Annotated in this window: 13 protein-coding genes; all 13 read right to left on the minus strand. The window is 67.0% G+C overall.

The features are described 5' to 3' along the window. Positions 1–33: 33 nt before the first annotated feature. The 13 genes from glmM to adh all read right to left on the minus strand — a co-directional run bounded on the left by glmM (position 34) and on the right by adh (position 12,640). Entirely contained in the window at positions 34–1,374 is a 1,341-nt protein-coding gene (glmM, locus tag ACWEFV_RS13130; RefSeq protein ID WP_135452962.1) for a phosphoglucosamine mutase, read from the minus strand. 156 nt (positions 1,375–1,530) lie between these two features. After that, entirely contained in the window at positions 1,531–1,959 is a 429-nt protein-coding gene (locus ACWEFV_RS13135; protein WP_135452961.1) for a hypothetical protein, read from the minus strand. 421 nt (positions 1,960–2,380) lie between these two features. Then, on the minus strand, positions 2,381–2,821 hold the full coding sequence (rpsI, locus tag ACWEFV_RS13140; protein ID WP_135459887.1) for a 30S ribosomal protein S9: 441 nt from the start codon (positions 2,819–2,821) through the stop codon (positions 2,381–2,383). Between the two features lie 35 nt (positions 2,822–2,856). Continuing rightward, positions 2,857–3,300 carry a 50S ribosomal protein L13 gene (gene rplM / locus ACWEFV_RS13145; protein ID WP_135452960.1) on the minus strand — a complete coding sequence of 148 codons (444 nt, stop codon included), beginning with the start codon at positions 3,298–3,300 and terminating at the stop codon, positions 2,857–2,859. A gap of 249 nt (positions 3,301–3,549) precedes the next feature. Further along, positions 3,550–3,945 (minus strand): hypothetical protein, encoded by a 396-nt coding sequence (locus ACWEFV_RS13150; protein ID WP_450070470.1) that lies wholly within the window; start codon positions 3,943–3,945, stop codon positions 3,550–3,552. A 10-nt stretch (positions 3,946–3,955) separates the two neighbouring features. Next, positions 3,956–4,369 carry a hypothetical protein gene (locus ACWEFV_RS13155; protein ID WP_135452958.1) on the minus strand — a complete coding sequence of 138 codons (414 nt, stop codon included), beginning with the start codon at positions 4,367–4,369 and terminating at the stop codon, positions 3,956–3,958. A 15-nt stretch (positions 4,370–4,384) separates the two neighbouring features. Continuing rightward, entirely contained in the window at positions 4,385–4,642 is a 258-nt protein-coding gene (locus ACWEFV_RS13160; RefSeq protein ID WP_450070471.1) for a hypothetical protein, read from the minus strand. Between the two features lie 98 nt (positions 4,643–4,740). Beyond that, complete coding sequence (locus ACWEFV_RS13165; protein WP_135452956.1) at positions 4,741–6,036, minus strand: HAD family hydrolase; 1,296 nt, start codon at positions 6,034–6,036, stop codon at positions 4,741–4,743. A gap of 28 nt (positions 6,037–6,064) precedes the next feature. Then, the gene (eutC, locus tag ACWEFV_RS13170) at positions 6,065–6,838 is read right to left on the minus strand and encodes an ethanolamine ammonia-lyase subunit EutC (protein ID WP_450070472.1); all 774 of its coding nucleotides are present in this window, start codon (positions 6,836–6,838) and stop codon (positions 6,065–6,067) included. Beyond that, entirely contained in the window at positions 6,835–8,250 is a 1,416-nt protein-coding gene (locus ACWEFV_RS13175; protein WP_135452954.1) for an ethanolamine ammonia-lyase subunit EutB, read from the minus strand. The genes eutC and ACWEFV_RS13175 overlap by 4 nt, the downstream gene beginning before the upstream one ends. Then, positions 8,247–9,662, minus strand: coding sequence for an ethanolamine permease (gene eat, locus ACWEFV_RS13180; RefSeq protein ID WP_135452953.1), 1,416 nt, complete (start codon positions 9,660–9,662; stop codon positions 8,247–8,249). Before eat ends, ACWEFV_RS13175 begins: the two co-directional genes overlap by 4 nt. A gap of 244 nt (positions 9,663–9,906) precedes the next feature. Continuing rightward, positions 9,907–10,968, minus strand: coding sequence for an alcohol dehydrogenase AdhP (gene adhP, locus ACWEFV_RS13185; protein WP_286174681.1), 1,062 nt, complete (start codon positions 10,966–10,968; stop codon positions 9,907–9,909). 148 nt (positions 10,969–11,116) lie between these two features. Beyond that, a complete protein-coding gene (gene adh, locus ACWEFV_RS13190) occupies positions 11,117–12,640 on the minus strand; it encodes an aldehyde dehydrogenase (RefSeq protein WP_450070473.1) in 1,524 nt (507 codons plus the stop codon). Positions 12,641–12,742 lie beyond the last annotated feature (102 nt).

Below are 12,742 nucleotides of genomic sequence, written 5' to 3' on the forward strand. Positions count from 1 at the left end.
GGTTTAGACGCAACCGGGCGCTGTTCGGTTCCCTCAGGCTGAGTGGCCGCTGACCGACTCGGCCACCCGCACCGCGACCAGTCGGGCCGTGTTCTCGTCGGCGGCCTCGACCATCACCCGGACCACCTGCTCGGTGCCCGAGGGCCGCAACAGGATTCGGCCGGTGTCGCCGAGTTCGGCCTCGGCCTGGGCGACCGCGGACTGCACGGACGGTGCCTTTGCCACCGCGGCCTTGTCGTCGACCGCAACGTTGATCAGAACCTGCGGCAGCGTGCGCATCGGCTCGGCAAGGCCGGCCAAGGTGGTGCGGGTCTGCGCCATCCGCGACATCAGCCGCAGGCCGGTGACGATGCCGTCACCGGTCGTGCCCAGGCCGGGCAACACGATGTGGCCGGACTGTTCACCACCGAGCGAGAACTCGCCGGCCCGCAGTTCCTCCAGCACGTAGCGGTCCCCCACACCTGTGGTGCGGACCTCGATACCGGCCGCCCGCATGGCCAGGTGCAATCCCAGATTGCTCATCACCGTGGCCACCAACGTGTCGGAGGCCAACTCGCCGGCTTCCCGCATGGCCAGCGCGAGCACGACCATGATCGCGTCGCCGTCGATGACCCGGCCTCCGGCGTCCACCGCCAGACACCGGTCGGCATCGCCGTCGTGGGCCAGCCCCAGATCGGCGCCGTGCTCGACGACGGCGGCCTGCAGGACCTCCATGTGGGTCGATCCGCAGCCGTCGTTGATGTTGAGCCCGTTGGGTTCGGCGTTGATCGCGATGACGTTCGCTCCAGCGGCCCGGTAGGCGCGCGGACCGGCCGTCGAGGCGGCACCGTGGGCACAGTCGACGACCACGGTGAGGCCTTCCAACCGGGTGGTGACGGCCTTGGCGGCGTGGCGCAGGTAGCGGTCCATCGCGTCCTCGGCGTCGAGCACCCGGCCGATGCCTGCCCCCGTCGGACGCAGGCCCGGGCCACCGTTGACGAGCTCCTCGATGCGGTCCTCTGCGGCGTCGTCGAGCTTGTGCCCGCCGGGACCGAAGATCTTGATGCCGTTATCGGGCATCGGGTTGTGCGACGCAGAGATCATCACACCGAAATCAGCGTCATACGCACTGGTCAGGTAGGCCACGGCAGGTGTCGGCAGCACGCCGGCCCGAAGCACATCGACACCCTCGCTGGTGATACCGGCGATCACCGCGGCTTCCAGCATCTCGCCGCTGGCCCGCGGATCACGACCCACCACGGCGACCCGCCGGCTGCGTCCCGCCGAATTGCCGAGACGCCGTGCCGCCGCCGAACCGAGTGCAACTGCCAGTTCAGCAGTCAGATCGCGATTGGCGACTCCGCGCACCCCATCGGTGCCGAACAGTCGACCCATGCCCTCAAACTTCTCATAATTGGCTGTCTGAAACACAACCGACGAGGTCAGCGACCATCCCGGGGCTCAATTGATACGCCATCGTGATACTCGACTGTGTCATCACCGCGTCCCCACCCGCGGGCTGATTCGCGGGCGGGGATCGGCGACAAATCGTTAGCTGCCGTCAGTGCCTGACGACGAGTGGGTGCCTCCCGGCGTCATCGGGGGTGCCGTCGTCGGCGCGAGGCTGTGCGGCGCGGTCCCCTGCGGGGCGTTACCCGGCAGCTCAGCCGTGCCGTTCTGGCTGAACGAGATGGTCCCGAGGTTGTTGGTGCAGACGACATGGTCGGTACCGTTCGCGTCGACCCCCTGAACGGCGGTGGTCAGCGATGCGGTGTCGGTGTTCTCGCACACCCCCGCCGCGATCTGGGCGGCTGCGGCGTCGTCGATATTCTCCAGAACCGAGACGGTGCCGAGCGTGAGATTCACCTTGCCGTCGCCGGCCGTGTTCGGCGCCGCGTGCGCGATACCCAGCCCGACGGTAAACAGCAGCGACCCGCCGAGCATCGCGCCCGCAGTCGCCGTCTTCACGAAGTTCCCCACAATTACTCCTTCCGGTGGGAAAGCGGCATCCGGTCCCCCGACGTCGGTACGACGTCTACCGGTGGCAGGAAGGTCCTGCGGGCACAACCCTGCTGACACAAAGCAGCCCCCTGCTCTCCACCCAGTGGTCTTCCACTCCGCGGCGGTCCTCAAACGAGAATCTGCGAGAAAGTTGCCTCAGGTGAGCATCTGCCGAGGTCATCGGCCCGAAATTCGTCGCCAGGAACACGGGCGATGACGCCGGTTTCTACCTCAGGGTCGTGCAGAGCGAGGAGAACAGCCCTGGCGTAGAAAGCGGCGGCGCCCGAACCGGCGACGGCCCGGGGGCACACAAAACAAACCCGCCGGGTGTGTACAAAACAAACCCGCCGGGTGTGTACAGGACACACCCGGCGGGTTCGTTCGGCCGTAAGGCGACAGATCAGCGCTTGCTGTACTGAGGCGCCTTGCGGGCCTTCTTGAGGCCGTACTTCTTGCGCTCGATGGCACGCGGGTCACGCGTCAGGAAGCCGGCGCGCTTGAGGGCGGGCCGGTCCTCCGGCTGCACCAGGATCAGCGCACGGGCGATCGCCAGACGCAGGGCGCCTGCCTGGCCCGAGGGGCCGCCACCATCGAGGTGGGCGAAGATGTCGAACTGCTCGAGGCGGTCGACGGTCACCAGCGGGGCCTTGATCAGCTGCTGGTGCACCTTGTTCGGGAAGTAGTTCTCCAGGGTGCGGCCGTCCAGGTTGAACTGGCCGGTGCCGGGCACCAGGCGAACCCGCACCACGGCCTCCTTGCGGCGGCCGACGGTCTGGATCGGGCGGTCGATGATGACCGGCTCGCGGTGCTCCTGCTCCACCACCTCGACGCTTTCGGTCACGGCTTCGACGACGTCGCCGTTCTCAATCGTTTCGGTCACTGGGCCACCTGCTTGATCTCGTACGGAACCGGCTGCTGCGCGGCGTGCGGATGATCCGGACCGGCGTAGACCTTGAGCTTCTTCTGAATCTGCCGACCGAGCTTGGTGTGGGGCAACATGCCGATGATCGCGTTCTCGACGACGCGGGTCGGGTGCTTCTCCAGCAGCTGGCCGATGGTGCGCTTGCGCAGACCGCCCGGGTAACCCGAGTGGCTGTAAGCGAACTTCTTGGTGAGCTTGTCGCCGCTGACGGCGATCTTCTCGGCGTTGATGACGATGACGAAATCGCCACCATCGACATTCGGCGTGAATGTCGGCTTGTGCTTGCCGCGGAGCAACTTGGCTGCTTCGACGGCGAGCCGGCCGAGCACCACGTCCTGGGCGTCGATGACGTACCACTGATGCGTGGTGTCACCCGCCTTCGGCGTGTACGTAGGCACAGCGCATACCTCTTCTATCTCGGGTTGATTCCCAGGCTGACCCGGGGTGCCGGTCGCGGCGCATGCATTCAGCCCTCCCGGCGACCGACGTTGACCCGGGAGAACCGCCCAATGGGCAGCACACACCAACGGAGCAGCTTACCGGTCGGCGTCGGGGCAGGTCAAAACGCCCTTGCGGGCCTCGCGCGGAGGCTGGGCCGCAAAGCCCCGCCTCAGGTCACCCGGCGTTCAACGCCGCTCCTAGAGAACTCACACCACAGCCGCATCGCAACTCCCAGATTCCAGGCGTGCACTGGGGTGGCCGATGGCATTGACAACACCCAACTGGAGGAACGAAGGGCTCAGCACCGTGACTGCCGAAATGAACTTCAGCATCCGAAGGATTGCAGCAATCGCCGGCGGAGGCGCCGTGGCGACGCTGGCGTGGTTGAGCGCGACGCCGGCCGACCACAGCGCCCCGGTGGCCTTCCACTCGCCCCCGCCTCCCCCCACCGTGGCCTCGGCGTCCATGACATTGGGCGCCACAACGACAACGGGTGTACGGGCGCCGCTGGCCATGGCGACGGCGAAGGCGCATCCGAACATCACCGGCCCGGCGGCATTGCCGTCAGAGGAGGCCGCCCTGCCCTGAGGGGCGGCCGTCACCGAGGCCGGTCTAGTGCTTCTTCTCGGCCTGCGCCTGGTCCTGCGCGGCCTGCTGTTGGGCAGCCTGGATCGCCGCGCGGCCCTCCGGGCTGGCCGCGGAGCTACCAGGTCCGGTGGCCGATGCCACTGTCTTGTCGCAGTTGAGGGACACCAGCGTCTGCTTGGTCGCCGAGCCCGAGGTGTTGGGCGGCGGCTGCACCGTGCGGTCCTGTTGACGGGTGACGACGCAGTCCGACCAGGATTCGCGGTCGCCGACCGTCGTTTCCACCACCGGTGAGTACCCGGCTCCGCTGAGAGCGCCCGATGCGTCGCTGTACTTCTGGCCGACGACGTCGGGCGACGATGCGTGTGCGACGCCGCTCATGGCGAGAGCCGCCAGCGGAGCTGCGAAGGCTACCGCCACTCCGCGAGTGCGCGCTGACATACGTTCCACCACAACCTATTTCGCAACCGGAGGGATGGTCGCCGTGACCGTGCTGCCGAGTTTCATCGGGCCGACCACGGGCTGGGTGAACACGGTATTCGTCGGCGCATCACCAGATCCGGCGAGCGGGGTGCTCTGCCCCGCAGGCAATCCCTCGGGATGCCCGAACGCGAACGCCGCCATCGCCGAGATGGCGGCGACGCCAAGTAACAGACTTGTTACCTGCATCCGGCTGTGCCCCTTGAGTTTCAGCTGCCCCTCATCTGCGCTCATGGCACATATGTGACGCCCGAATTCTGTAGGGCACCCCGTCACCGGGCTGTGTAATTGCTGAGGGAAATTCCGAGCTCTACGCCGGCATTCTCACGGCGTCAGGACACCCGGTCCTGCTGGTCGGGCACCACGCTTCCGTCCGGACGGTGCAGCGGGGCTTCCTTACCGCTGGGCTCGATGTAGCCCTCGGTCGCGCACTCGTACGCGTCGCCCTGTTTCTTCTTCGGATCGATGAACATCGGATTCACCAACCAGCGACCGTCGGCGTTGTCATAGGCCGAGCACATCAACTCGGTCTTGTTGCGGTTGAGCACCAGGCGCAGGGCGGTGGCATCGGTGAGGAACGTGACGTCGGTGTCGGAGTCCCCGGCACCGAACGCCGCGCGCTTGGGCTCGGCCAGCTGCTCGAACGCGGCGGGCCCCTTGACTCCGAAGACGTCCTCATTGACCCGGCACCGCTTGCCCTCGATGTACGGGATGGCTGTCTCGCCGCCGCAGGGCACCATCTTCGAGGTGAGCACCCCGCCGTCGAGTTCGGTCCGCACCCCCATCACCTTGTCGGGGGTGAAACCGAGGTCGGCCGCCCACACCCGGACCACCTGTTCCGGCGATGCCGAGATCACTCGCACGTCGAAGCCGTTGGCGCGCAACGTTTCCACCAGATCCCGCATCTGCGGGTAGTAGCGCACCCAGCCGGTCTCCTCGCCGCTGCCCACCTTCTGCTCGGTGCCCTCGGGCGCATCCAGGTTCTCCTTGCGCGCGGCTTCGGCGAAACCGGTCAGCTCGGACTCCGACCAGCCGGCCAGCATCTGCGCGTTCCATGCATACGCCGGTTCGAACCGGCGGGCGTTGAACCCGGCGAACGCCGGCTCATCCGCCCGTGTCTTCGCCTCGGTGTAGACCGACAGCAGTTCATCGGCGCACCCGAGATCGGTGTTGGTCGGCATCGGCTGGCCCGGTGTGGCCGCGGCGCACGCCTTGGACAGCGCGGCGGTGGCCTGCGGGGTCAGAAATTCACTGGTGGTCGACCAGTCACCGCCTGCCGGTGCCCGCACCTTGCCGTTGCGCACCATCCAGAAGAACGTCGCGTCGCCGATGTCGTTCTTGACCAGCGTGTTGTCCCAGTCGAACAGCGCGAGCGGTGCACCGTCGGCCACCGAGCCGTTGGCCCCGCAGGTCCCCAGATCCGCGAGCATCGCGTCGATGCGGTCCCGGTTGTCGCCGTACCAACCGGGGTTCTCTGCCAGCGTGCGACAGGAGGCGGCGGGAGTCGCCGGGTCCTTCTCGGACGTGCCCGACGACTGCGCCGACTCGGTGCCGGAGCCGCACCCGGCGACGGTCAGCGCCGCCGTCACGGCAGCGACAAGGAGGGACAGTGGTGCGCGTGAGGTCATCAAGGGGGTTCCTGTCAGGTGAGTTCGACTAGGTCAATTCGGCGAGGCCCGGGGTGCCGAGCGCCGAGGTCCGTGAGGTGTCCTTCAGGTCGACGCCGGAGCGGCCCAGCGCCAGCGCACCGTCGACCAATCCGGCTGCCACCCGTGCGGCTTCGGCATATCCCAGGCCGTCGGGCGGGTGGATGTTGGAGATGCAGTTGCGGTCGGCGTCGGTACGGCCAGGCATCGGCAGGTGAGTGAGGTAGATGCCGAGGCTGTCGGCCACACTCAGACCGGGCCGCTCCCCGATGACGACGAGCACCGTCCGCATGTGGGCCCGGGCCGCGACGTGGTCACCGAGGGCGACGCGGGCCTGCGTCGCGATCACCGGCGGGGCCAGCGTGTAGCGATCCTGTAGCTCGGCCACCAACGCCGCCAGCAGCGTCGCACCGTGACGATCCAGTGCGGTCGGCGACAACCCGTCGGCCAGGACGAAGCCGATGTCGGCCGGGGTGTCCGGCACCTGCATGCCCTCGGCGGGTTCCCGCCCCAGATCGGGCCGGCGCAGATACTCGTCGCGTGAGGTGGCTTTGCTGGTCACCACGGTCGGCTCACCGATCCCCACCGCCCGGACCTCGCCGGAGAGTTTGTCGACATCCAACGGCACGTGCACAGCATCACGGGCCGCGGCATGCGCCGCGGCCAGTTCGAGCACCCGGCGCGTCGGCAGTGCGTTGCCGGCCCGGCCCAGCCCGATCCTGGCTTGGGTGGTCTTGCGCAGCTCGTCCCAGAACTCTTGAACCGCAATCTCGTTGGGACTCATGACGTCTCCGCGGAAGTCAGGGACCGCAGCACCGAACGCTCCAGGTCGAACGGGGTCAGCTTGCCGGAGTCGTCGACCATCCCGACGCTGCGCAGCCATGCCTCGAACTCGGCGGCCGGCCGCAGCCCCAGGGTGCGCCGGGTGGTCAGCACGTCGTGGAACGACAAGCTCTGGTAGCCGAGCATCACGTCGTCGGCGCCCGGCACGGTAATGACGAAGGCCACTCCGGCCGCGGCCAACAACGTCAGCAGGTTGTCCATGTCGTTCTGGTCGGCCTCAGCGTGGTTGGTGTAGCAGACGTCGACACCCATCGGCAGGCCGAGCAACTTGCCGCAGAAGTGATCTTCCAGGCCCGCCCGGATGATCTGCTTGCCGTCGTAGAGGTACTCCGGCCCGATGAACCCCACAACCGTGTTGACCAGGAGCGGCTGCAGATCCCGGGCCACCGCGTAGGCACGGGCCTCCAGCGTCTGCTGATCCACCGGCTTGCCGCCGACACCCAGATGTGCGCCGGAACTGAGCACCGAGCCCTGCCCGGTCTCGAGGTACATGACGTTGTCGCCGACGGTTCCGCGGCGCAGGCTACGCGCCGCCTCATTGCCCTCCCGGAGCAACTGCAGGTTCACCCCGAATGCGGAGTTGGCGCCCTCGGTGCCCGCCACGGACTGGAACATCAGGTCCACCGGCGCCCCGGCCTCGACCAACCCGATCGTGGTGGTGACATGGGACAACACGCAGGACTGTGCGGGAATGTCGTAGCGCGTGCGGATCGAATCGAGCAGATACAGCAGATCCGCGGTGGCCTGCGGCGAGTCGGTGGCCGGGTTGATCCCGATCACCGCATCACCGCAGCCCAGCAGCAGCCCGTCGAGCACCGCCGCGGCGATCCCGCGGGGGTCATCGGTCGGGTGGTTGGGCTGCAGCCGGGTGGCCAGGGTGCCGCGCGCACCGACGGTGGTCCGGAACGCCGCGGTCACCTCCGCGGCGGCCGACACCGCGATCAGATCCTGGTTGCGCATGATCTTGCTGACCGCCGCAACCATTTCCGGGGTCAGTCCCGGTGCGACGGCGGCCAGCCGCTCGGCGCTGTGATCATGCGCCGCGGTGTCCATCAGCCAGTCCCGGAGCCCGCCGACGGTCAGATGCGAGATCTCCGAAAAGGCTTGCCGGTCATGGCTGTCCATGATCAGTCGGGTGACCTCGTCGGTGTCGTAGGGCACCAGTTCCTCGTTGAGGAAAACCTCCAGCGGCAGGTCCGCGAGCACCCAGGCGGCCGCGGCGCGTTCACCGTCGTGCTCGGCCGCGCAGCCGGCGAGCTGATCGCCGGAGCGCAGCGGGGTGGCCTTGGCCATCACCTCGACCAGACCGTCGAAGCTGTAGGTCACCCCCGAAACCTGCTGGTGGTACTTCATTTCAGGGCACTCTCCGCTTCTGCGAGCATCGCGAACTCCTCGTCGGGCGAGTTGGCCACCAGACGATGGCGGCTGTAGAGCGCGAAGTAGAGCATGAACGCGCAGAACACAGCCAGGCACAGACCCGCGGCCACCGGGCTGACCACGAAGGTCGCGATCAGTGCCACGACCGCGATGACCAGGGCGAAGCCCGTGGTGACGATCCCGCCCGGGGTGCGGTACGGCCGCGGCATGTTGGGCTCGCGCACCCGCAGCACGATGTGGCTGATCATCATCAGCACGTAGCTCAGGGCCGCACCGAAGACCGCCATGTTCAGGATCAGATCACCGTGACCGGTCAGCGACAGCAGGAAGGCGACGACACCCGGGACGATCAACGCCAGCGTCGGGGCCTTGCGCTTGTTGGTCACCGACAACCTCGTGGGCAGGTAACCGGCCCGCGACAGCGCGAAGGTCTGCCGCGAGTAGGCGTAGATGATCGAGAAGAAGCTCGCGATCAGCCCGAACAGGCCGATGTAGTTGACCGCCTTGGCGGCCATACCGGTCCCGCCGAGGGCCTGCACCAGCGGATCGTCCACAGTCGACATCGCTTCCGCCCCACCGGCTCCCGTGGTCAGGAACAGCACCGTGACGCAGGTGAGGATCAGGACCGTCATCGCGGCGATGATTCCGCGCGGCACGTTGCGCTCCGGGTTGGCGGTCTCCTCAGCGGCCAGCGGGACGCCCTCGACGGCCAGGAAGAACCAGATGGCGAACGGGATCGCCGCCCAGATGCCCAGGTAGCCGTGCGGCAGGAAGCTCGAAGCACCGGCCGCGGCGGCGTCGGGGGCGATGTTGGTCAGGTTGGCGACGTCGAAGCTCCCGATGGCGCTCACGGCGAAGATGACCAGGCCCAGCAGCGCGATCGCGGTGATGACGAACATCAGCCGCAACGCCTCACCGACGCCGGCGAGGTGGATGCCGATGAAGATGACGAACGCCGCCAGGTAGACCCACCAGCCCTTGTGAATGCCGAACAGACCAAGGGATTCGACGTAGCCGCCGATGAAGGTGGCGATCGCGGCCGGCGCGATCGAGTACTCGATCAGGATCGCGGTGCCGGTGGCAAAACCGCCCCAGGGGCCCAACGCGCGACGGGCGAACGTGTACCCGCCGCCGGCCGCGGGCAGTGCCGAGGACAGCTCGGCCAAACCCAGCACCATGCAGAAGTACATCGCGGCGATGACCACCACGGCGATCAGCAGACCGCCGAAGCCGCCCTGCTCGAGGCCGAAGTTCCAGCCCGAAAAGTCGCCCGACACCACGTAACTGACGCCCAGACCGGCCAGCAGCAGCCAGCCCGCGCTTCCGGATTTGAGCTGACGTTTCTGTAGGTAGTCAGCGCTCTCCAGGTGTTCTTCCACACCCGCCATTTCAAACTCCTTCATTTGCAACGCTTTTATCTTCGGCGACGCCGGCCTTCCGTGCCGGGCCAATCGCGTTAAAGGTCTGTAAACCAACCTTTGAGTAAGAAGTATCACCCTGCGGACGAAATTTGTCCAGCGTCACAGCTGGACCGAATCACGTTGTCCGCCAATGCCATTAACAAACAGGTCGACACGACGACGCCGCGAGGAGGCCGTCCGGCCACTCGCGCCATCGTCCGTCTGTCATCGGCTACCGATAGTCGATGACGATCCGACCGTCGATCTGCCCACGTTCCATCCGGTCGAATACGTCGTTGATCTGATCGAGTGAGGTTGTCTCCACGATCGGATGGATCAGGCCGCGGTGGTAGAAGTCGAGGGCTTCCACCATGTCTTGCCGCGAACCCACGATCGAGCCGCGGATCGTCAGCCCCTTGAGCACGATGTCGAAGATCGGTGCCGGGAAGTCTCCCGGCGGCAGCCCGACGAACACGATCGTGCCACCGCGGCGGGCCAGCCCGATGGCCTGGCCGAACGCCTGCGGATGGACCGCCGTCACCAGCACGCCGTGCACGCCGCCGGTGGCTTTCTGCACCTCGGCCACGGCGTCGGACGTCCGGGCGTTCACCGTCACCTCCGCGCCGAGGCGACCGGCCAGTTCCAGCTTGGCGTCGTCGATGTCGATCGCGACCACCCGCAGACCCATCGCGCGGGCATACTGCACCGCGACGTGCCCCAGTCCCCCGACCCCGGAGATCGCCACCCATTGGCCGGGCCGGGTGTCGGTCACCTTCAGGCCCTTGTAGACCGTCACCCCGGCACACAGGACGGGCGCCACCTCGACCGGGTCGGCGCCGTCCGGGATCCGGGCGGCGTAGGCGGCGTTGACCAACATGTAAGAGCCGAAGCTGCCGTCGACGCTGTAGCCGCCGTTGCGCTGCTGTTCACAGAGGGTCTCCCAGCCGGTGCGGCAGTACTCACAGGTGCCGCAGGCCGACCACAGCCAGGCGTTGCCGACCTTGTCGCCGACCTTCAGGTCGGCCACACCGGGCCCCAGCGCCACCACGGTGCCGTAGCCTTCGTGGCCCGGTACGAACGGCGGGCTCGGCTTCACCGGCCAATCGCCGTGTGCGGCATGGAGGTCGGTGTGACACACGCCGGAGGTCTCCAGCTTGACCAATGCCTCACCCGGTCCGGGCGTCGGCAGGTCGAGCTCGGAAACCTGCAGCGGTGCACCGAATTCGGTGACCACCGCCGCGCGCATCCGGCCGGCACTGTTGGCGCCGACGCTGTCGTCGAGAGTCTGGGTCATGAGTCGGTCCCATCGTTGAAAGGTGTTGCTGGCAGCCGTTTTTTGTTGTTATTCGGTTATCCGATCCGCTGGCAGCACCGGCACGTACCGGCGCTGCCAGCGCGGCAGCATGACGACCTTTCCGGGCCGGACCCGTCGACCTGACGGCCTAGAAGAAGCCCTGGGCCTTGTTGGCGTAGCTCACCAGCAGGTTCTTGGTCTGCTGGTAGTGGTCGAGCATCATCTTGTGGTTCTCCCGGCCGATACCGGACTGCTTGTAGCCGCCGAACGCCGCATGCGCGGGGTAGGCGTGGTAGCAGTTGGTCCACACCCGGCCGGCCTTGATGTCCCGGCCGGCCCGGTAGGCGGTGTTGCCGTTGCGGCTCCACACGCCGGCACCCAGGCCGTAGAGGGTGTCGTTGGCGATCGAGATGGCGTCGTCGTAGTCCTTGAACGAGGTCACCGCAACGACCGGGCCGAAGATCTCCTCCTGGAACAGGCGCATCTTGTTGTGCCCGGTGAAGATCGTCGGCGCCACATAGAAACCGCCGTTGAGGTCGCCACCCAGATCGGCCCGCTCACCACCGGTGATCAGCTGGGCGCCTTCGGTTTTCCCGATCTCGATGTAGGACAGGATCTTCTCCAGCTGATCGTTGGAGGCCTGCGCGCCGATCATCGTCTCGGTGTCCAGCGGGTCACCCTGACGCACCGCCTTGGTGCGGATGGCGGCCAATTCGAGGAACTCGTCGTAGATGTCGGCCTGAATCAGCGACCGCGACGGGCAGGTGCACACTTCACCCTGGTTCAGGGCGAACATGGTGAACCCTTCCAGGGCCTTGTCCTGGAAATCGTCGGCAGCGGCCAGCACATCGGAGAAGAAGATGTTCGGGCTCTTGCCACCCAGCTCGAGCGTCACCGGGATCAGGTTCTGGCTGGCGTACTGCATGATCAGCCGGCCCGTGGTGGTCTCACCGGTGAAGGCGATCTTGGCGATCCGGTTGCTCGAAGCCAGCGGCTTGCCGCACTCGACACCGAAGCCGTTGACGACGTTGACCACACCGGCGGGCAACAGGTCACCGATCACCGACATCAGGTAGAGCACCGAAACCGGGGTCTGCTCAGCAGGTTTGAGCACCACCGCGTTACCGGCGGCCAGCGCCGGGGCCAACTTCCACACCGCCATGAGGATCGGGAAGTTCCAGGGGATGATCTGGCCGACCACGCCGAGCGGCTCGTGGAAGTGGTAGGCGACGGTGTCCTCGTCGATCTGCGAGAGCGAGCCCTCCTGGGCGCGCAGCACACCCGCGAAGTACCGGAAGTGGTCGACCGCCAGCGGGATGTCGGCGTTCAGCGTCTCGCGGATCGGCTTGCCGTTGTCCCACGACTCGGCCAGGGCGATGGATTCGAGGTTCTCCTCGATCCGGTCGGCGATCTTGTTGAGGACGACGGCACGCTCGGCCGGCGAGGTCTTGCCCCATGCTGGCGCGGCGGCGTGGGCGGCGTCCAGCGCCTTCTCGACGTCGGCCGCAGAAGAGCGGGCCACCTCGCAGAACACCTGACCGGTGACCGGCGTCGGGTTCTCGAAGTAGCGGCCCTCGGCGGGTGCGACCCACTCGCCACCGATGTAGTTGTCGTAGCGGGCCTCGAACGACATCAGGGCGCCATCGGCGCCCGGACGTGCATAAACAGTCATGGCAATCTCCTGCATCGGACACCAGATGTGTCGGTCATCACTAAAGGTAGTCAGCAGTAGGTTGCAGCACAGTTGCACTGATCAAAAGCAACGTTGCACACG

This window comes from Mycobacterium sp. NPDC004974, from assembly GCF_053600815.1.